Annotated in this window: 21 protein-coding genes; 7 read left to right on the plus strand and 14 right to left on the minus strand. The window is 60.9% G+C overall.

What is annotated here, in order from left to right; translation table 11 throughout:
• Positions 1-77: 77 nt before the first annotated feature.
• From ACQZ5G_RS23805 to ACQZ5G_RS23865, 13 genes are all read right to left on the minus strand, one after another.
• On the minus strand, positions 78-914 hold the full coding sequence (locus tag ACQZ5G_RS23805) for an ABC transporter substrate-binding protein (protein ID WP_065656613.1): 837 nt from the start codon (positions 912-914) through the stop codon (positions 78-80).
• 33 nt (positions 915-947) lie between these two features.
• Positions 948-1,712: an amino acid ABC transporter ATP-binding protein gene (locus tag ACQZ5G_RS23810; protein WP_448737828.1), complete on the minus strand. Its 765-nt coding sequence runs from the start codon at positions 1,710-1,712 to the stop codon at positions 948-950.
• Positions 1,709-2,470, minus strand: a complete 762-nt coding sequence (locus tag ACQZ5G_RS23815; protein ID WP_400816415.1) for an amino acid ABC transporter permease — start codon at positions 2,468-2,470, stop codon at positions 1,709-1,711. The genes ACQZ5G_RS23810 and ACQZ5G_RS23815 overlap by 4 nt, the downstream gene beginning before the upstream one ends.
• Entirely contained in the window at positions 2,467-3,174 is a 708-nt protein-coding gene (locus ACQZ5G_RS23820) for an amino acid ABC transporter permease (RefSeq protein ID WP_448737829.1), read from the minus strand. The genes ACQZ5G_RS23815 and ACQZ5G_RS23820 overlap by 4 nt, the downstream gene beginning before the upstream one ends.
• Positions 3,171-3,971 carry an SDR family oxidoreductase gene (locus ACQZ5G_RS23825; protein ID WP_448737830.1) on the minus strand — a complete coding sequence of 267 codons (801 nt, stop codon included), beginning with the start codon at positions 3,969-3,971 and terminating at the stop codon, positions 3,171-3,173. The genes ACQZ5G_RS23820 and ACQZ5G_RS23825 overlap by 4 nt, the downstream gene beginning before the upstream one ends.
• Positions 3,972-4,140: 169 nt before the next feature.
• The gene (locus ACQZ5G_RS23830; RefSeq protein WP_448737831.1) at positions 4,141-5,076 is read right to left on the minus strand and encodes a 2-hydroxyacid dehydrogenase; all 936 of its coding nucleotides are present in this window, start codon (positions 5,074-5,076) and stop codon (positions 4,141-4,143) included.
• Between the two features lie 9 nt (positions 5,077-5,085).
• Positions 5,086-5,841, minus strand: coding sequence for an SDR family oxidoreductase (locus tag ACQZ5G_RS23835; protein ID WP_448737832.1), 756 nt, complete (start codon positions 5,839-5,841; stop codon positions 5,086-5,088).
• A complete protein-coding gene (denD, locus tag ACQZ5G_RS23840; RefSeq protein ID WP_448737833.1) occupies positions 5,838-6,824 on the minus strand; it encodes a D-erythronate dehydrogenase in 987 nt (328 codons plus the stop codon). Before denD ends, ACQZ5G_RS23835 begins: the two co-directional genes overlap by 4 nt.
• A gap of 42 nt (positions 6,825-6,866) precedes the next feature.
• Positions 6,867-8,378 carry a tripartite tricarboxylate transporter permease gene (locus tag ACQZ5G_RS23845; RefSeq protein WP_448737834.1) on the minus strand — a complete coding sequence of 504 codons (1,512 nt, stop codon included), beginning with the start codon at positions 8,376-8,378 and terminating at the stop codon, positions 6,867-6,869.
• Complete coding sequence (locus tag ACQZ5G_RS23850; protein WP_448737835.1) at positions 8,375-8,827, minus strand: tripartite tricarboxylate transporter TctB family protein; 453 nt, start codon at positions 8,825-8,827, stop codon at positions 8,375-8,377. The genes ACQZ5G_RS23845 and ACQZ5G_RS23850 overlap by 4 nt, the downstream gene beginning before the upstream one ends.
• Before the next feature lie 72 nt (positions 8,828-8,899).
• Positions 8,900-9,568 (minus strand): 4-carboxy-4-hydroxy-2-oxoadipate aldolase/oxaloacetate decarboxylase, encoded by a 669-nt coding sequence (locus ACQZ5G_RS23855; RefSeq protein ID WP_125145041.1) that lies wholly within the window; start codon positions 9,566-9,568, stop codon positions 8,900-8,902.
• Between the two features lie 94 nt (positions 9,569-9,662).
• Positions 9,663-10,616, minus strand: a complete 954-nt coding sequence (locus ACQZ5G_RS23860; RefSeq protein ID WP_448737836.1) for a tripartite tricarboxylate transporter substrate binding protein — start codon at positions 10,614-10,616, stop codon at positions 9,663-9,665.
• Positions 10,617-10,710: 94 nt separating this feature from the next.
• Entirely contained in the window at positions 10,711-11,598 is an 888-nt protein-coding gene (locus tag ACQZ5G_RS23865) for a LysR family transcriptional regulator (RefSeq protein WP_142171157.1), read from the minus strand.
• Between the two features lie 198 nt (positions 11,599-11,796).
• Here ACQZ5G_RS23865 and ACQZ5G_RS23870 point away from each other — a divergent pair, with 198 nt between their 5' ends.
• Complete coding sequence (locus ACQZ5G_RS23870; protein ID WP_448737837.1) at positions 11,797-12,726, plus strand: DMT family transporter; 930 nt, start codon at positions 11,797-11,799, stop codon at positions 12,724-12,726.
• Here the strand turns inward: ACQZ5G_RS23870 and ACQZ5G_RS23875 are convergent.
• Positions 12,695-13,621: a DMT family transporter gene (locus ACQZ5G_RS23875; RefSeq protein WP_448737838.1), complete on the minus strand. Its 927-nt coding sequence runs from the start codon at positions 13,619-13,621 to the stop codon at positions 12,695-12,697. The genes ACQZ5G_RS23870 and ACQZ5G_RS23875 overlap by 32 nt on opposite strands.
• A 195-nt stretch (positions 13,622-13,816) precedes the next feature.
• Here ACQZ5G_RS23875 and accB point away from each other — a divergent pair, with 195 nt between their 5' ends.
• Genes accB through ACQZ5G_RS23905 form a run of 6 tightly spaced genes read left to right on the plus strand, consistent with a single transcriptional unit; the run spans position 13,817 to position 18,607 of the window.
• Complete coding sequence (gene accB, locus ACQZ5G_RS23880; protein WP_448737839.1) at positions 13,817-14,281, plus strand: acetyl-CoA carboxylase biotin carboxyl carrier protein; 465 nt, start codon at positions 13,817-13,819, stop codon at positions 14,279-14,281.
• Positions 14,278-15,672, plus strand: coding sequence for an acetyl-CoA carboxylase biotin carboxylase subunit (gene accC, locus ACQZ5G_RS23885; RefSeq protein WP_448737840.1), 1,395 nt, complete (start codon positions 14,278-14,280; stop codon positions 15,670-15,672). Before accB ends, accC begins: the two co-directional genes overlap by 4 nt.
• Positions 15,669-16,109, plus strand: a complete 441-nt coding sequence (locus ACQZ5G_RS23890) for an acetyl-CoA carboxylase biotin carboxyl carrier protein (protein ID WP_448737841.1) — start codon at positions 15,669-15,671, stop codon at positions 16,107-16,109. Before accC ends, ACQZ5G_RS23890 begins: the two co-directional genes overlap by 4 nt.
• The gene (gene pxpB / locus ACQZ5G_RS23895; RefSeq protein ID WP_448737842.1) at positions 16,106-16,819 is read left to right on the plus strand and encodes a 5-oxoprolinase subunit PxpB; all 714 of its coding nucleotides are present in this window, start codon (positions 16,106-16,108) and stop codon (positions 16,817-16,819) included. The genes ACQZ5G_RS23890 and pxpB overlap by 4 nt, the downstream gene beginning before the upstream one ends.
• On the plus strand, positions 16,816-17,814 hold the full coding sequence (locus tag ACQZ5G_RS23900) for a 5-oxoprolinase subunit C family protein (RefSeq protein WP_448737843.1): 999 nt from the start codon (positions 16,816-16,818) through the stop codon (positions 17,812-17,814). The genes pxpB and ACQZ5G_RS23900 overlap by 4 nt, the downstream gene beginning before the upstream one ends.
• A gap of 25 nt (positions 17,815-17,839) precedes the next feature.
• Positions 17,840-18,607 (plus strand): 5-oxoprolinase subunit PxpA, encoded by a 768-nt coding sequence (locus ACQZ5G_RS23905; protein ID WP_080819634.1) that lies wholly within the window; start codon positions 17,840-17,842, stop codon positions 18,605-18,607.
• The last annotated feature ends 16 nt before the right edge of the window (positions 18,608-18,623 follow it).

An 18,623-nucleotide genomic window follows, 5' to 3' on the forward strand; every position in this document is an offset into this window, starting at 1 on the left:
GTTGAAGCTGTCGGCGAGAGCGTCTCGCCGACCGATAGTGTTGAAGAGTTGAAAATTGGCCGAGGCTGAGTCGAAGCTCAGGGGATCGGGTCGAACTTCAGTTCGGACAGAGGCACGACCTTGTCGGTGCGTGTCATCTTGTATTCGGTGTTCGGGCCAAGCCACTTGTCCCAGATGCGGTTGATTTCGCCATCCGCATCGAGCTTGCGCAGGATTTCGTTGATCTTCGCGGTCAGCGCCGGGTTGTCCTTGGCCATGCCGATGCCGATGGGCTGGAAGAGCATCGGCTCTTCGATCATGCGCATCTGCTTGCCCTTGGTCTTGGATTCGTTGACGAACTTGGTCATCGTCATGGTATTGCCGACGATGCCCCGCGCCTTGCCCTGCTGCACGGCGAGATAGGCGGATGCCGTATCCTGGAATGTCAGCGGCTCGGACTTGTTGAGCTTGACGGAGAGTTCCGATGTCGAGCCCTTGCTGGATGCGATGCGCTGACCGACGAAATCGGACTTCTTGGTGCCGGGGTCATCGACCGGAACGATCAGCATTTCCTTAGCCAGGTAATATGGGTCGCTGAACTGGATCTGTTCGGCGCGGCTCTGGGTGTAAGCGAGGTTGGCGACCGAGAGGTCGACGCGGCCGAGCTTGACTTCGGGAACGCGCGCTTCGACCGACACCGGCTTGATCTCGGCCTTGACGCCGAGTTCCTTAGCGATAGCACCGCACAGATCGACGTCGAAGCCTGCCATTTCGCGCGTCTTCGGGTCCGGCGAGGCGAAAGGCGGCACATCGGCGAATGTCGCGCAACGCAGAGTCTTGTTCGCCATGATCGTATCGAGCTGGTCGGCCTTGGCCGGCAGGACCGCAGCCGAGGTTGCCAATATGGCGGTAAGAGTAATGCACTTCCAGTTCATTTCAGTTCTCCCGTTATTATATAGAGGTTGGGTCTAGTGTCTCAAATCGGCAAGAAACCGCTGGGCACGCGGATGTTGCGGATTTTTGAAAAACTCGTCCGGTTTTGCCGTTTCGAGAATTCGCCCGGCATCGATGAACCAGATGCGGTCGGCCACTTCCCGGGCAAAGCCCATTTCATGGGTGACGCAGAGCATGGTCATGCCTTCGGCGGCGAGGCTCTTCATGACGGCGAGCACCTCACCGACCATTTCCGGATCGAGCGCTGAGGTCGGCTCGTCGAACAGCATGACCGGCGGCTCCATGGCGAGCGCCCGCGCGATGGCGACGCGCTGCTGCTGGCCGCCGGAGAGCTGGGCCGGGTAAGAGTTGGCCTTGTCAGCCAGGCCAACGCGGTCGAGAAGCTTTAGCGCCTTGTCATGGGCGACGGCCGGAGAAACGCCCTTCACCCGGATCGGCGACATGGAGACATTCTCCACCACCGAAAGATGCGGGAAGAGGTTGAAGCTCTGGAAGACGAAGCCCACCCGGCTGCGCAGCGCGTTCAGCTCCTTTGCGCGCATCTGGGCGTGGATGTTCCTGCCATCCAGCATGATCGCACCGCTGCTGATCTCTTCCAGACGGTTGATCGTGCGGATGAGGGTGGATTTGCCGGAGCCCGACGGCCCGCAGATGACCACGACCTCGCCACGGGTGACGTTTTCGTTGACATCCTTGAGCACCTGATAATCGCCATAGCTTTTGCAGACCTGCGAAAGCGTGATGGTGTAGTCCTGAGTGGCGGAAACTGGCGCGGTCATAGCTGCTCCGTAACGATATTGGCGGGGGCCGGTGCCGTGTCTGCGGCGAGCTTGCCGCGCGGGCCGGCCCGGCGGCGGGCGATACGCCGCTCGAGAAGATTGGCGACATGGGTGAGCGACCAGCAGATGATGTAATAAACCAACGCCAGAATGAGGAAGACCTGGAAGGGCTGGGTCAAAAGCTGGTTGTTCACTTGGTTCGCCGCAAAGGTCAGGTCCGGCACATTGATGACGTAACCGAGCGTCGTATCCTTGATGGTGGATACGAAAGTCGAGATCAGGCTCGGGATCATGTTGTAGAGCGCCTGCGGCAGGATGACATAACGCATCGCGCCGAAATAACCGTGGCCGAGCGCCCGTGCCGCATCCATCTGCCCCGTGCCCAGCGATACGATTCCGGCGCGGACGACTTCGCTCATGAAAGCGCCCTGATAGATGACGAGCGTGGTGAGCATCGTCACGAAGCTCGGCACATCGGCGCCGGTCCAGAGCGGAACGAGAAAATAGCTCCAGAGAATGAGCATCAGCAGCGGCACGCCGCGGGTGAAATAAACCACCGCGGTCACCGGCCAGCGCAGGGCCCGCCATTTCGACAGCCGCGCCAGCGCCATCAGGATGCTGACGGGAAAGGCAAGCGCAATGCTGAGCGCCGACAGGATGAGCGTGTTGGCAAGGCCGCCGAGCGGGCCGTTGGGATATTGGCCGATCAGGAGCAGCAGCCAGTAATCCTTGATGATTGCGATCATGTCGTGGATCATGCCCGCGCCCTCCGCAGAGGATCGGCACGCATGGAGATATAGGCTCCGAGACCCATGATCAGCAGCGAGAAGAACAGATAAAGCACGGTGGCGACCAGATAGACCTCAAACGTCCGGAAACTCAGATTTTCGACTTCCTTGACCGCATGGGTCAGTTCAGGTGCGCCGATCAGGACGCCGAGACTGCTGTTCTTGAAGAGCGAGGTGCTGTGGTTGATAAGCGGCGGCAACGCGTTGCGAACACCCTGCGGCATGATGACGAAGCGCATGGCCGAGACATAGCTATGCCCGAGTGCACGCGCCGCCTCCATCTGGCCGGGATTGATGGAGCGAACGCCCGAACGCAGATCCTCGCTGAAATAGGCGGCCTGACAGAGGCCGAGGCCGATAATGGCGAAGATCGCTTCCGCATTATGGCTGGAAAGCCAGCTGGCCAGCCCGCTCGGCAGCAGCGTGAAGACGCCGAAATACCAGAGCATCAGCTGCACGAGCGTCGGCACGTTGCGGTGATAGGACACATAGGCCGCCACCAGCGGATCGCCGAAGCGGAAGGGCGAGAGGCGGATGGCGAGAAGCACGATGGCGAGCGACATGGCGAGCAGCCACGAGCCGGCATAGATGATGAACGTCATCTGGATGCCATGCAAAAGCATCGAGATATAGTCCGCATTGTTCAAAATTGCGCCGAGGTCAAAACCGCTCACGCGACTTTTCCTCCGGCTCCGCCCGCCGCGATCTTTTCAGCCGGCCAATTTTCAGCCGTTTGGGGCTTGGCCGTCTGCAGCCCGCCCATGACCTGAAGCGTCGGGGTAATTTCCATGTGGCCGATATTCATGGCCACGGGTGCGGCGATGGCAAACGCAATCGCATCGGCGATATCGGATGCCTGCGGCAATTCGAAACCATCGATGAAACGTTCGCGAATGCTCGGATCATTTCCATGCACATGGTTGAAGATATCGGTCGCGACACGGCCGGGGCAGATTTCCGTCACCCGCACGCGTTTGCCGAAAGCATCGATACGCAGCTGGTTGGACAGCATCGCCACGCCGGCCTTGCTGGCATGATAGGTGGAATTGCCGCCGAAATTATAATTGCCGGCAATGGAGGAGATGTTGATGACATGGCCGCGATCGCGCGCCACCATGCCCGGCACCACCATGCGGCACAGATGCAGCACGGCGCGCAGGTTGACGTCGATCAGGAGATCGATATCGCTCTCATCCGCTTCCAGAAACTTCTTCGGGCGGTCGACGCCGGCATTGTTCACGAGGACATCGAACGCGACTTCGCTCGTTAGCTTTGCAAGCGCCGGCCGGTCCGTCACATCGATGGCATGGGCGAAGCAGCCCGTGCGCTTCGCCAGCTTGTTGAGAGCGTCCGCGCTTCTGGCAACCGCATGCACTTCCAGCCCTTCGCGGCAAAGGCGCTCGACGACGGCGGCGCCAATTCCGGAAGATGCGCCGGTTACGAGTGCGGTCTTGTAGTCTGAGAATGGCATGTTTGTCCCCTATCGTTGAGCAAACATTAGTGAAGCTTTCATCGCTTGCCTAAGACCGATTTTTTTTGGAGTAATAAGCAACTTGTATGGATGGTGATTGCGCCACTTTCAGCGATGCGGCAATCCGGCCGGCGGGGCATGCATCCCCCATGCCGGCCACCGGTACATTCTAGACCACCGCCGTCGGCAGGTCCTGTCCTGCGAAATGCGCCTCCAGATTGGCGAGAACCAGAGCGCCCATCTGAAGCCGCGTCTCATGGGTCGCAGCGCCGATATGCGGGGCGAGAACGACATTGCGCATACCGATCAGCGCCTCGGGAACATGCGGCTCGTTCTCGAAGACATCGAGCGCCGCACCCTTCAGTCCGCCTGCCATAAGAATATCGACCAGCGCCTTTTCATCCACCAGCGATCCTCTGGCGACGTTGACGAGCACACCGTCCGGCCCCAGCGCCGCCAGCACCTCGCGGTTGATCGCGTGTCTGGTCTCCGGCGTCGCCGCCGCCGCGACGATCAGGACATCGCAGGCGCTTGCGAGCGACACTGCCGTTGAATGATAGCCATAGGCCACTTCCTGTTTCCGCCGGCTGAAATAGGAAATCTCCGCATGGAAGGCTTCCAGCCGCGCCGCGATGGCGCGGCCTATGCGGCCAAGCCCGTAAATACCGTAACGCCGCCGCGACGCCTTGTTGCCAAGCGGCATCTCGGCTTTTTTCCACTCCCCCGAGCGGACATGGTGATCTGCGCTGACGAGCTGGCGCAGCAACATGATGGAGAGGCCGATGGCGAGATCGGCGACATCCTCGGTCAGCACGTCCGGTGTGTTCGTGACCCTGAAGCCGCGCGCGCGGGCCTGATCGAGATCGACCTTGTCGAAACCGACGCCGTTGATGGCGACGATTTCGAGAGCGGGCAGGCAGTCGGCAAGATCAGGGGCGAGGCCGATATGACCGCCGGTGACGACAGCCTTTATCGAAGTCGCCTCCGCCTGCAGAAACGCCTGCTTGTCGGATATTTCGTGCCAGCGATGGACCCGGAAGCGCTTTTGCAGTTCGGCTTCTATCTGTGGCTGAAGCGGGTAGGTTTGCAGAAGATCGGGCTTCATGCGCGCTCCTTAGCCGCGACCGACGAAAGGCATGCCGCTCGCCATAACCGTCATGGTCAGCACATTCGCTTCCAGCGGCAGCGAGGCCATATGCACCACTGCCCGGGCGACGATGCTGGCATCGATGGTGGGTTCGATGGCGGTGCTGCCATCCGCCTGCAGCACGCCGGTCGCCATGGCGCGCGTCATTTCCGTGCTGGCATTGCCGATATCGATCTGTCCGCAGGCAATGTTGAATGCCCGACCATCCAGCGCGGCCGACTTGGTAAGGCCGGTGATCGCGTGTTTGGTCGCGGTATAGGGCGCCGAACGCGGCCGCGGCGTGGTGGCCGAAATCGAGCCATTATTGATGATGCGCCCGCCCTGCGGCGACTGCGCCTTCATCTGGCGGAACGCCGCCTGGGTGCAGAGAAAGGCGCCCGTGAGATTGGCCCCGACCACCGCTTTCCAGGTTTCGAACGGCACATCTTCGATATGGACGGCCGGTGCCGACATGCCGGCATTGTTGACCAGAACATCGAGACGGCCAAAACGTCCGCTGACCTCCGCAAACAGCCGTTCGACATCGGCCGAAACGGAAATATCGGCCGCGATGGCAAGAATACGGTCTCCATGTTCGCGCCATTCGCCGACGGCGGCGTCCAGAACCTCACGCCGCCGCCCGGTGATCGCGACGCTGTAACCATCTTCCAGAAGCGCTTTGGCAATCGCCTTGCCGACGCCTGTTCCTCCGCCCGTGACGAGCGCGATCTTTCCATCACTCATGCTGCTTTCCCCTCCAGCTCATCTTCCACATGCGCCTGAATGATTTCGGCAAAAGACGTTTCCGCCCGGAAGCCGAGCGACAGAGCCAGTTGCGGATCGTAATCCTCGGCCCAGCCATCCACGATCCGGATGATCCGCTCGTCGGGAACGCGTTTGATAAGCGCCACCGCCTTTTCTCCGGCGAAAGCGCGCAAAGCCTCGATTTCATCGGCCACCGTCGCCGAAAGTCCCGGCATGATGAGATTGCGGCGCACGCCAAGCCCGGAGAGATCAACGCTCGCGGCGCGCAACAGGAAGGCGACGGCCGAGCGCGGGCTGGCGAACCAGTGGCGCACGGTATCGGCAACGGGCAGCACCGCTTCCTGGCCCACCAGCGGTTCGCGCAGAATATTGGAGAAGAAGCCGGAGGCAGCCGCATTCGGCTTGCCGGGGCGGATGCAGATGGTGGGCAGGCGGATGCTGACGCCATCGAAGAAACCGCGACGGCTATAATCCGCAAGCAACAGCTCCACGATCGCCTTCTGCGTGCCATAGCTGGTCAACGGCGCCGGCAGGAACTCGTCGCCAATTACCTTGGGGAAAGGCGACCCGAAAACCGCGAGCGACGAGCAGAAGACCACACGCGGGCGGTATCCATCCTTCTGATGCTCCAGCCGGATGGCCTCGAACAGCGAACGCCCGCCATCGAGATTGATGCGATAGCCTTTCTCGAAATCGGCCTCCGCCTCGCCCGAAACCACGGCGGCAAGGTTGAAGATCACATCCGGTCGCTTGGCAATCAGCTTTTCGGCGACGCCGGCATTCGACAGATCGCTACGCTCGACAGTCAGTGTGCTGCCAAAGCCTTTCGGCGCGGCCGGTTCGAAAACATCCGTCAGGGTCATTTCGGTGATCTTCACATCGCCAAGCGCTCCGTCAGAAGCGAGACGTTGCGTCAATTTGCGGCCGATCATTCCTGCGGCACCGATTATCAGAATATGCATGTTTCACCTTTGTTTGGCCGGCTGCGCCGGCTCGATTGATCGTCAGTCGTCGTCACCCTGAAACACCACCTCGCGACGGCGCATGATCGCCGGCATCGCCATCATGATGACGACCATGCCGGACAAGGCGAGCAGGGTGGCGCTGATCGGATGGGTGACGAATGTCGAGAAACTTCCCTGCGAAATCAGCAGCCCAAGGCGCATGTTCTGCTCCAGAAGCGGACCGAGAACGAAGCCCAGCACCAGCGGTGCCGGCTCGCAGCCGATCTTGCGCAGGAAGAAGCCGACAATGCCGAAGACCGCGCAGAACAGAACATCCACGACACTGTAGGACAGGCCATAGGCCCCGATGGCGCAGAACATCAAAATGGCGGGGCACAAGAAGCGATAGGGAATGCCGAGAAGGCGAACCCAGATGCCGATCAGCGGCAGGTTCAGCACCAGGAGCAGAAGATTGCCCACCCACATGCTGGCGATCAGCCCCCAGAAGAGATCGGGCCGCGATTGCATGACTTCCGGTCCCGGTGTGATGCCTTGGATCATCATCGCGCCGACCATCAGCGCCATCAGGCCGTTGGCAGGAATGCCAAGCGTCAGAAGCGGGATGAAGGAGGTCTGCGCGCCGGCATTGTTAGCACTTTCCGGCCCCGCCAGCCCTTCGATTGCGCCCTTGCCGAAACGGGATGGATCCTTGGCGATCTTGCGCTCCAGCGCATAACTCGCGAAAGAACTCATGATCGCACCGCCGCCGGGCAGCACGCCGAGGAAAGAACCGAGCGCCGTGCCGCGCAGCACGGCCGGAAAGGCCTGTTTGAAATCCTGCTGGGTCGGCATCAGCGATCCGGTTTTTGCCGTCCCCGCATCGCGCTCCACGCCCTGCTGCAGGTTGAAAAGGATTTCGCTGACGCCGAGAAGCCCGATGGCAAGAACGACGAAATCGATGCCGTCGAACAGTTCCGCCATGCCGAAGGTGAAACGCTGCTCGCCCGATGTCGGATCGATGCCGACGAGGCTGAGTGCAATGCCGAAGGCGACCATGCCGACCGCCTTGACAGGCGATCCGCTGGACAGAAACACGGCAAACAGCAGTCCGAAGATCACCAGACTGAAATAATCGGCCGGGCCGAAGGCAAGCGCAATGGCCGAAAGCGGCTTTGCGACAACGACGATCAGGACAGTCGCCACCGTGCCAGCAAAAAACGACCCGAGCGCCGCCGTGGCCAGCGCCACACCCGCCCTGCCCTGCCGGGCCATGGCATATCCATCGATGCAGGTGACGACGGATGAGGATTCGCCCGGCAGATTGACGAGGATCGCCGTGGTCGAGCCGCCATACTGCGCGCCATAAAAAATGCCCGCGAGCATGATCAGCGCCGCCGTGTCCGGCATCGTATAAGTGATGGGCAGAAGCAGCGCGACTGTGGCGGAAGGGCCGATGCCCGGCAGGATACCGATCATCGTGCCGAGCGTGACGCCAAGCAGGCAGTAAAAAAGGTTTACCGGCGTGACGGCCACACCGAACCCGAGGATGATATTGGAAAAAAGATCGGTCATGGCAGCAGCGGTATCCTCTGTCCGAGGCCCACAACGAAAATGAGGATGCAGGCGAGGATGAGCACGGTGGAAAGCAGCAGAACCTCAACCGGCCGGATCCTGCCATAAGCGATGCAGGCGAGCACGATGAGGACGAAGGCGGCGGCGATGAAGCCCAATGGCTCGATCAGCAGCGCAAAGCCGGCAATGCCGGCCACCGCCAGAAACGGGCGCATTTTCGGCGCCACCCAGGCTTCGGACGGTGTCTTTCCCAGCAAATCCTGCAAAAGCACCGCGATACCCAGTGCAAACATCAAGGCCGCTATGACCGTTGGCATATAACCCGGTCCGGGCTGGAAATTGGTGCCCATGCTCAGCGGCCGCGCGCCATAATAAAGCCCGGCGGCGGCCACCAGAAAGAAAGCCCCGGACAGAATATTCGCCGTCAGTTTCGAGCCGTGTTCGGCCATGATTGTCTCCCCTCCTCATCGAGAAATACGCCGCGCCTCCCGACACGGCGTATCCAACGTTTAATCACTGGCTCAATCGGCCCAGACACATCCCTTTGAGCGCATCATTTCATAGCGATCCTCGATATCCATCTTGCCCTGACGGTGCAGCTCCATCATGTGGTTCTCGTGGTCGTCACGCTCCTGGCAGGCCTTGACGAGCTTTGCGATATCCTTCTCGCGAACGACGACGACGCCGTCATCATCGCCGCAGACGATATCGCCGGGGCTGATCAGTTCACCGCCGACCACGACCGGATGGTTGATGGTGCCGAGCGTGTCCTTGGAGGTGCCCTTCATGCAAAGCCCGAGCGAGAACACCGGGAAACCGATCTCGCGCAGCCCCTTGCCATCACGCACGGCGGCGCTGACCACGAAACCGACAATGCCCTTGCCGATGCAGGCGGCAGCCAGCACATCGCCAAAGCCGCCCTGATTGGGATTGTCACCGCCATCGATGACCAGCACATCGCCGGGCTTTGCCAGATTGATGGCTTCGAAAATCATCAGATTATCGCCGATATGGCATTTCGCGGTGATTGCCGGGCCGCAGATTTTCAGACCGGGCTTGATCGGCTTGATACGATAATCGAGAGCGCCGAGCTTGCCCTGCGCCTCGTGAATGGTGGCGGGGCTGAATTTGCTGATTGCCTCGATATCGGCTCTGGAAGGGCGCTGGAAATTGCGGATGACATGGGCCATTGGCCGGATTCCTTTCAACAATGGGTCATAGCCGGGCCGCAGACCGGCCCAAGCATCATTTGGTGGGGGTGAGAGAAGTGGTCGTACCGGCCGCTTATTTTGTCCAGGGCTTGCTTTTCCAGAGCTCGGCCAGATTGGCGTTGCCCTTCTTGAGCGCCTCGGCAAATTCGGCCTGTGTCAGCGGCAGCATCGTCAGCTCGCGCTTTTTGGCATCGGCAAGATAGTCGGGGTCCTTCAGCGCCTTCTGGAAGGCATCGACCAACCTGGCCTCCACATCCGCCGGCAAGCCCTTCGGTGCGCCGAAGCCCGCCAGCAGGCTGAACTGAACATTGTAGCCGGCTTCCCTGAAGGTCGGCACATCAGGCGAAAGCGGCGAACGCTCGGCACCGGAGGTCGCAAGCACACGCAACGCGCCGGAACGATTGTCGGCAAATACCTCGTTGAGGTTCATGAAACCGAGCGTGACGTGGTTGCCGAGCATGGCAAGCCGTGCCGGCCCGCCACCATTGAAGGGCACGAAATTGAGCTTCACGCCCGCCGCTTCTTCAAACAGCAGCGCGGTGATCTGGCTCGGATGACCGATACCCGTCACGCCGACGACGACCGGGTTCGCCTTGGCCGCCTCCACGAATTCCCTGGCGGTCTTGATCGGCGATACCTTGTTGACCGTCAGCGCCAGATCTCCGCCGATCTGGTTTGCGAGCGGGGTGAAGGCATCTTCCTTGTAGCTGGCATTGCCCTGCACGATCGGCGAATACATGGACGGGAAATTCAGCGCCCCGATGGTGTAACCGTCAGGTTTCGAATTGGCGATATATGTCGCGCCGATCAACCCACCGGCGCCTTCGCGGTTTTCCACCACAACGGATGTGCCGAGATATTTTTCAAGATAGGGCACCAGCGCCCGGGACTGGATATCGGTGCCGCCACCCGCCGGATAACCGATGACGAGCGTCACCGGCCGCTCCGGATATTCCGCCGCCGCCCCTCCCGCAGCAAGGATTCCCGCTGCCGCCAACACACCAAACAGAGATGTCTTCAAACGCATATCTTTTCCTCCCCGATACGCTTTCACCGGGGAGGCTAGGAAGAAGCCATCAACAATACAAATACCGAGTTTTCAATTTACCCATACAGATCGTTTATGGGTTGGATACCGGTTCGCGTCTCGCGACGGCCCGCAAAAGGTCGCGGAACAGCCTGAACGTTCGCTCATCCACCTCCCTGCCCTTCAGCAGATGGATGGAGCGATAAATGACGGGCTCGGTAATATGGGCGGCCTGAAGCTGACCGGCCTCCTGCTCCTGCTGCACGGAATTCCATGACAGGATCGTCGCACCGATACCGGCGCTGACGGCGCGTTTAATCGTATCCTGCCCGTCGATCTCCATGGTGACATTCAGTGTAATACCGGCACGGGCAGCGGCCTCGTCGATCGATATACGCAGCGGATTGTCCTTCGGCGGCAGGATCAGGTTAAGCCCTGCCGCAGCCTCAAGCGGCATCGACCGGCCGATAGGCCTTGAAGAAACGGCAAACAGGCTCTCCTTGACGATAAGATCGTCGGCCTTGTCCTCCGCTCCCACCAGCGCAACGGCCATATCCACCTTGCCGAGACGGATGAGCCGCAGGGATTCGTCATTGCGCGCCTCTATCAGCCGCAGCGATACCTTGGGCATCGAAGCGGCAACCTCGCTGATGATGCTCGGCGCAAAGGCTGTGGCCCAGGAGGGAATGAGGCTCAGCCGGATCACCCGCTCGTCCAGATAGGCCATGGCCCGGATTTCCGCCTCCGCCTGCCGCACCTTCTCGGTAATCTCCCGCGCATGGGAAAGCAGGACTTCACCCTTTTCCGTCGCCTTCACGCCGCGCGCCAGCCGGTGCAGCACGGGAAAACCCACCAGCCGTTCCAGTTCCGTAATGTGATGGCTTAGCGCCGGCTGGGCGATCCCCAATTGCCGCGCCGCCGCCGACATGGAGCCGCAATCGGCAATGGCGACCAGATATCGCAGCCTGCGCAAATCCAACATGCCCGCTTAAACCTCCCGCCGGTTCGAGATGCGATCATGACACCAAATCACCGCGGAGGCCTAGGGGAAAAGCGCCGTCCACTAGTCCTGCCGGACTTCAAGGAAGTGATGGGGTAAGACAAGATTCTTATGACAGCCGGCTAAGGCTTTTCTCAATGTCTTCCCCATGACACGGTCCTGGCTGCGATGGGGAGCGGGATGAATCCTAAGACCGGAATTTTGCTCAAACTGACGGCCATGCTGGCATTCACAGTCATGTCCGCCTGTGTGAAGGGCCTGGACGGGGCGATACCCGTCGGCGAAGTCGTCTTCTGCCGGGGATTTTTTGCCCTCATTCCCCTCTGTCTATGGTTCATCGCCTCCTCGGAGCGGATAACGGTGCCGGCCGCAAAGAACATCGGCAGCCTGCTTGCGGGCAGCTCGGCCGGGCTTGGCGGCATGTTCTTCGGCTTTCTGGCGCTCGCCTATCTGCCGCTGGTGAATGTGACGGTGCTGAGCTACACGACACCGCTTTTCACCATCATGCTGGCGGCGCTGCTGCTTGGCGAAAAAGTGCGGATATACCGCTGGTCCGCCGTGCTGACCGGCTTCATCGGCGTCTTCATCACGCTCTCGCCGAAACTGATCTTCGATGCCGCCTCAGGCCCCCCTCAAATCGACAGGGTCGCGATGATCGGAACCGCACTGGCGCTGACCGGTGCGCTTTGCGCCGCCTTTTCCTCCATCGCTGTCCGCCATCTGAACAGTATCGAAAAGCCGTCGCGCATCGTTCTCATCTATACGCTGACGGGTGTGGTGGCCGGCCTCGCCACGCTCGGATTTGGATGGAAGATGCCGGATTTTCATCAGTTCCTGCTGCTCGCCGGCGGCGGCCTTGCCGGCGGCATCGGCCAGATCGCCATGACGCTCAGTCTGCGCCACGCCCAGGCCTCGCTGCTGGCGCCGTTCGATTACACCACGATGATTTGGGCAATCGCCCTCGGTTATCTCTTCATGGCAGAAGTGCCGACGGGTGCGACCATCATCGGCGCCTTGACGGTCATCGCCGCCGGACTTTTTGCCATGTGGCGCGAAAACCGGCTGGCGAAACAGGCCGTCAGGGAGCCGACAGCGTCAGCTGTTCCGTGACGCGTTTTTTGTGCAACCGCCTTTCCCGCCACAGCGTGAACAAACCGGCGGCAACCACGATAGCAGCCCCCAGAATGGTCGTCAGGGCCGGAACCTGATCCATGAAGGCATAACCGATCAACAGCGCCCAGATCATCGTGGTGTAATCGAACGGCGCCAGCAGCGAGGCCTCGGCATAACGCAGGCTGAGCGTCACCAGTATCTGCGCGGTTCCGCCAATGAGACCGGTGCCGATCAACAGGGTCCATTGCCACGCGGTCGGCATTTTCCAGCCCATGCCGATGCTGGCAAAGCCGATGACGGTTGTGAGCAGGGTGAAATAGAAGATGATCGCGCCGGTATTTTCCGTCTGCGTCAAATGCCGGATCTGGATCATCGATATGGCGGAGAAAAAAGCCGCCGCCAGACCGAACAGGCCGCCGAGCATGGCGACGCCGGAGCCGGAAGCGACATCCGAAACATCGAAGGAAAAATGCGGCGACAGGATCAGCACGATGCCGCAGAGCCCGACGACCACCGCTGTCCAGCGGTAAATCCTGACAACTTCCTTGAGAAGCAGCACCGCCAGAATGACGGTGAAGAGCGGTGTCGCGTAGCTGATGGCCGTCGCGTCAGCCAGCGGAATATAGGCGAGCGCCAGATAGCTGAAGACCATGCCGCCGGTGCCGGAAAAACTTCGCACCAGATGGCCGCCAATATGGCTGGTTGCCACCTGCCTTCGAAAACCGCCCTGCGCCGCCATCCACAGACAGAGCGGCAGCATGGCCACAGCCGACCTGAAGAAGACCACCTGCCCGATGGGTATCTCGCCCCTGAGGCCGCTGATGCAGGCGCCCATCAGCACCAGAGCGAGCGCTGCGGAGATTTTGAGGAGAATGCCTTTGCGGGAATCCATGGTTCGTTTCCTTCGGACGTCTTTGAACCGTTTCACCACGCAAAGGCGGGATATCAAACCGCAAAGCAGTGTCCATAGGAACTTCGTCTGACCCCATCAATCCCGCCCCCATGGTAGCTATTGCTGATGGACAGGGTGCGGATTCCGCTCCGCCCGCCTGCCGCCGTGGGGACAAAAAAGACGTTGGAAACCAATATGGATCTGGAAAAGATCAAGAAACTGATCGAGTTCGTCGGCTCTTCGCGAGTATCCGAATTGACCGTGAGCCAGGAGGGAACCACGGTCCGGATCATCCGCGAAAACAATGCCCTTTCACTGCGGGCGCCATCATCGCAGCCCCGGCCCGTTGCGGTGGCCGAAACGGCATCCGAGACACCCCGTGCCGAAGAACAGGCGCCGGCATCCGCCGCAGCCGCGCCGGCGTCATCCGGCATCGTCGCAGCACCGTCATTCGGTCTTTTCCATCGCGCCCCCAGCCCGGGTGCGGCACCTTTCGCCGAGATCGGCGATGAGGTCAGGCAAGGACAGGAACTCTTCATCATCGAGGCGATGAAAGTGTTCAACACCGTGAGGGCCGAACGAAGCGGCAGGATCGCCAGATTTATCGCTAATGACGGCGAAGACGTCGAACTCGGACAGCCGGTGCTGGAGTTTGAATGATGGATGCGACACTCCCAAAGGTGGCGGCCGAACAAAGAGCATTCGACAGCGTTCTCATCGCCAATCGTGGCGAGATCGCACTGCGCGTGCAACGCGCCTGCCGCGAACTCGGCCTGAAGACCGTCATGGTCTATTCGGAAGCCGATAAGGACGCCGACTATCTGAAGGCGGCCGATACCGCCATCTGCATCGGCCCGGCCTCGCCCGGCCAGAGTTATCTCAACGCGCCGGCCATACTGCTTGCGATGGAGCTGACCGGCGCTGGCGCGGTTCACCCCGGCTATGGATTTCTGTCCGAAAGAGCATCTTTTTCGGAAGCCGTGGAGGCGGCAGGGGCGGTCTTCATCGGCCCGCGCGCCGACGCCATCCGCACTATGGGTGACAAGATCGCGGCGAAGCGGGCGATGATGGAGGCCGGCGTGCCCTGCGTTCCCGGCCCTGATTCTGCCTTGCCGGATGACATGGCCGAAGTCTCGAAAATCGCCGCCGAAATCGGTTACCCCGTTATCGTCAAGGCGGCTGGCGGCGGCGGCGGGCGCGGCATGCGTGTCGTGCACGAGGCCTCCACCCTGCAGGATGCCATTCTCGTCACGCGCGAGGAGGCAAGCCGGGCCTTCGGAACGCCGGAACTCTATATCGAAAAATTCCTCGAACATCCGCGTCATGTCGAAATTCAGGTTCTCTGCGATGGTCAGGGCGGCGGGGTCTGGGTGGGGCTGCGCGATTGTTCCATGCAGCGCCGCCACCAGAAGGTCGTCGAAGAAGGCCCGGCCATCGGCATCCCGCCCGATGTTGCGGCTTTCGTCGGCAATCGCTGCGTCGAAGCCTGCCGCCAGATCGGTTATCGCGGCGTCGGCACCTTCGAGTTTCTTTACGAGAATGGCGAATTCTATTTCATCGAGATGAATACCCGCCTGCAGGTCGAACATCCGGTCACGGAAATGACCTCGGGCGTGGATCTGGTGCGCCAGCAGCTTCTCGTCGCTCTCGGCCATCCGCTCGAGATTTCGCAGGAGGATATCGTCTGCGAAGGCCACTCCATCGAATGCCGCATCAATGCCGAAGACCCCTATAGCTTCATTCCCTGCCCCGGCCTGATCACGGCTCTGCACCTGCCGGGCGGCCCCGGCGTGCGGGTCGATACCCATGTGACGACGGGTTATCGGGTTTCGGCACATTACGATTCCCTGATCGCCAAGCTCATCGTCCATGCGCCGACCCGCGAACAGGCAATCCTGCGCATGCGGCGCGCGCTTGGCGAAATGCGCATCGAAGGCGTTTCCACCAACCTGCCGCTGCATCGGGAAATATTGCAGGACCCGGCCTTTTCCGAAGGCGGCACGGATATTCATTACCTCGAGCATTGGCTTGCAGCGCGGAGTGCAAAGTGAAGCGACAGCCTGTTTCCATATCCCGCTACAGCGAGCCCGGCACGATTGCCGATCTTGCCGCTTACCTCGAGCGCAACAATGTCTCCGCAATTGAAATAGAGACGCCGGATGGATCATTGAAGATCGTTGCCATGGCAGGCGCTCAGCCCCCCGCAGCGCAGCGGCCCATCGAATCGGCCAAAGCGCCGGTAAAGGCCGGGGACATTCTTGCCCGTGCACCGATGGCCGGCATCTTCACGCCCGCGCATCCGCAGCGCCCCGACCGGGCGGTTCAGACAGGACAATCCGTAGCGAAAGGCGAGATCGTCGCATTCATCGCGGCCGGACCCGTGCTTGTTCCGGTCATCGCCGAAAAAGCCGGTACCGTCGGCGAAATCGTGACGGAAGCCGGCGCGCTTGTCGGCTATGGCTCCACCCTTCTCAAGACCGAAACATGATGGTGACGTCGATGAGCAACCTCCCGCTGAAAACGCCCCACCTCACCCCCGCCCATCTGGGCCTGCCGAAAATCTCGATGATCGGCAACAAAACGTTTCTGATCGAAGCGCCCGGCGAGCTGGACCTGCCCGCCCAGCGGCGTATCTGGGCGCTAACGCGCGCATTGAAGGACCGCCCCGACGTGCTGGAACTCATTCCCGGCATGACCAATCTCCTGATCGTGCTGCGCGGTACGCCCGAAGATGCCGGGCATCTGCAGGACGAGCTTCTCGACATCTGGCAAACAACCGCGGAACTCGATCTTCTGGGCAAGACCATCGAGGTGCCGACGACCTATGGCGGCGAACACGCCATCGACCTTGCGGCGATCTGCGATTATTCCGGCCTGCCGGACAGGGAAGTCGTGCGCCTGCACTTCGAGCGGACCTATACGGTTTTTGCCGTCGGCAGTGCGCCGGGCTTCGGTTATCTCGGCGGTCTCGATCCGCGCATTTTCATGCCGCGCAAAAAAGTTCCGTCGCTGCGCATGTTGAAGGGCATGGTGACGATCGGCGGCATGCAATCCGGCATCTCGGTTCTGACCGGACCGAATGGCTGGAATTCGCTGGGCTTCACCGAAATCACCATGTTCGACGCCACCGCCGAACAGCCGGCGGTGCTGGCGCCCGGTGACCGCGTTCGTTTCCTTCCTGAAAGGATCGAACTATGATCCATATTCTTGCCTGCGGGCCGCTGAACACCGTGCAGGATCTCGGCCGCGCGGGTTATCGCAATATCGGCATCACCGCCACGGGCGCGATGGACCCCATCGCGCTCAGGGTCGGCAATATTCTTGTCGGCAATGGCGAGGATGCCGCGGCGATTGAAATCCAGACCTTTCCTTTCCGCATCGAATTCGAAGAGGCGCTGACCTTCGCCGTAACCGGTGCGGATTGCGCCGCCCGGCTCAATGGTGCCGATCTGCCGCCCTACTGGTGCGTTAGAGCCGAGAAGGGGCAAACCCTTGAGCTTTCGACGCCCATGAAAAATGCGCGCACCTATCTCTGCCTTCAGGGCGGCATAGACGTTCCGGTGGTGATGGGATCACGAAGCACCTCGCTTCGCGGCTCCTTCGGCGGCCACGAGGGACGCCATCTCACCACCGGCGACAGGCTGTCCGTTCTGCCATCCGCACCGCCGGCGCTGCCGGCAAGCGGCCTCGGAGTCCTGCCGCTTGCCGAGGCGATGCCGGACATGTTTCCGGTATCCGACAATGGCGAATTGCTGCTGAGAGCCATTCCCGCCGCCGAACACGATCTTTTCGGCGAAGGTGCGGAACGTTTCTGGTCCGAAGCCTGGAAAATCACCTCGCAGAGCGACCGCACCGGCTACAGGCTTGCCGGCACGCCACTTATGCTTTCGGCTCCCGTCGAGTTGCGCTCCTATGGCGTCATTCCGGGCGTGGTTCAGGTGCCGCCGGGCGGCGAGCCGATCATCCAGATGAGCGACGCCAACACCGCCGGCGGTTATCCCAAGATGGCGGGTATCATCGACAGCGATCTTTGGCGGCTCGGACAGGCGCGCATCGGCAGCCGCATCCGTTTCGTGCAGGCAACGGTACGCGAGGCGCTGGAGGTCGAGCAGGCAATCGACGTCTATTTCGCCGATATCCGCAAGACCCTGCCACTGGTCACCGCCGCACTCGACACGCTCACGAAACGATAATCCTGAAGAACACGGAGAGGGAACCATGAAGATCGATGTTAATTCCGATATGGGCGAAGGTTTCGGCGTCTATAAGGTCTGCGACGACGAGAAGCTTATGGAAGTCGTCTCTTCGGCAAATATCGCCTGCGGATTCCATGCCGGCGATCCGGAAATGATGGCGCGCATGGTGCGTCTCGCCAAACAGAACGGCGTCGGCGTCGGCGCCCATCCCGGCCTCGCCGACCGTCTCGGCTTCGGCCGCCGCGAAATTCCCGTCGATGCGGAAGAAATGGAACAGCAGGTTCTCTACCAGCTCGGCGCGCTTTCGGCGATTGCCAGGGCGCAGGAGGTCGCGCTCTCCCATATCAGCTTCCATGCCGCCATGGGCAACATGATCAATCGCGATGCGGCGCTTGCCGAACGGATCATGAAAAAGATCAAAGCGGTCGATCCCGATCTCATCGTCTTTTCGATGCCGGACATGCTGATCGAAAAGGCGGCGCTGGATTGCGGGCTGAAGGTGCTCAACCTCTTTCTCGCCGACCGGGCCTATGATGTGAAGGGCCAGCTCGTGCCACGCAAGCTGCCCAATTCCGTCATCAAGGAAGAAGGAAAAGTTCGCGCACGCGTGCGCCAGTTTCTCGAGAAAGGCACGGTCACGACCATCGAGGGCGAGACCATCCCCGTTCGCGCCAGATCGATCCTCGTCCATAGCGATACGCCCGGCTCGCTGGAGCTTGCGCGCACGGTGCGCAGCGAAGTGGAAGCCTGCGGCGGCAGCGTCGTGCCGGCTCGCGAAGTAGTCGCCTGAAGCGGGATACGCCTCA

The sequence above is a fragment of the Agrobacterium sp. 22-214-1 genome, from assembly GCF_053522465.1.

Excerpts from the sequence above, each read along its gene's own strand:
- ACQZ5G_RS23805 (WP_065656613.1), bottom strand. The coding sequence starts at position 914 with ATGAACTGGAAGTGCATTACTCTTACCGCCATATTGGCAACCTCGGCT.
- ACQZ5G_RS23810 (WP_448737828.1), bottom strand. The coding sequence starts at position 1,712 with ATGACCGCGCCAGTTTCCGCCACTCAGGACTACACCATCACGCTTTCG.
- ACQZ5G_RS23815 (WP_400816415.1), bottom strand. The coding sequence starts at position 2,470 with ATGATCCACGACATGATCGCAATCATCAAGGATTACTGGCTGCTGCTC.
- ACQZ5G_RS23825 (WP_448737830.1), bottom strand. The coding sequence starts at position 3,971 with ATGCCATTCTCAGACTACAAGACCGCACTCGTAACCGGCGCATCTTCC.
- ACQZ5G_RS23830 (WP_448737831.1), bottom strand. The coding sequence starts at position 5,076 with ATGAAGCCCGATCTTCTGCAAACCTACCCGCTTCAGCCACAGATAGAA.
- ACQZ5G_RS23835 (WP_448737832.1), bottom strand. The coding sequence starts at position 5,841 with ATGAGTGATGGAAAGATCGCGCTCGTCACGGGCGGAGGAACAGGCGTC.
- denD (WP_448737833.1), bottom strand. The coding sequence starts at position 6,824 with ATGCATATTCTGATAATCGGTGCCGCAGGAATGATCGGCCGCAAATTG.
- ACQZ5G_RS23845 (WP_448737834.1), bottom strand. The coding sequence starts at position 8,378 with ATGACCGATCTTTTTTCCAATATCATCCTCGGGTTCGGTGTGGCCGTC.
- ACQZ5G_RS23850 (WP_448737835.1), bottom strand. The coding sequence starts at position 8,827 with ATGGCCGAACACGGCTCGAAACTGACGGCGAATATTCTGTCCGGGGCT.
- ACQZ5G_RS23855 (WP_125145041.1), bottom strand. The coding sequence starts at position 9,568 with ATGGCCCATGTCATCCGCAATTTCCAGCGCCCTTCCAGAGCCGATATC.
- ACQZ5G_RS23860 (WP_448737836.1), bottom strand. The coding sequence starts at position 10,616 with ATGCGTTTGAAGACATCTCTGTTTGGTGTGTTGGCGGCAGCGGGAATC.
- ACQZ5G_RS23865 (WP_142171157.1), bottom strand. The coding sequence starts at position 11,598 with ATGTTGGATTTGCGCAGGCTGCGATATCTGGTCGCCATTGCCGATTGC.
- ACQZ5G_RS23870 (WP_448737837.1), top strand. The coding sequence starts at position 11,797 with ATGAATCCTAAGACCGGAATTTTGCTCAAACTGACGGCCATGCTGGCA.
- ACQZ5G_RS23875 (WP_448737838.1), bottom strand. The coding sequence starts at position 13,621 with ATGGATTCCCGCAAAGGCATTCTCCTCAAAATCTCCGCAGCGCTCGCT.
- accB (WP_448737839.1), top strand. The coding sequence starts at position 13,817 with ATGGATCTGGAAAAGATCAAGAAACTGATCGAGTTCGTCGGCTCTTCG.
- accC (WP_448737840.1), top strand. The coding sequence starts at position 14,278 with ATGATGGATGCGACACTCCCAAAGGTGGCGGCCGAACAAAGAGCATTC.
- pxpB (WP_448737842.1), top strand. The coding sequence starts at position 16,106 with ATGATGGTGACGTCGATGAGCAACCTCCCGCTGAAAACGCCCCACCTC.
- ACQZ5G_RS23900 (WP_448737843.1), top strand. The coding sequence starts at position 16,816 with ATGATCCATATTCTTGCCTGCGGGCCGCTGAACACCGTGCAGGATCTC.
- ACQZ5G_RS23905 (WP_080819634.1), top strand. The coding sequence starts at position 17,840 with ATGAAGATCGATGTTAATTCCGATATGGGCGAAGGTTTCGGCGTCTAT.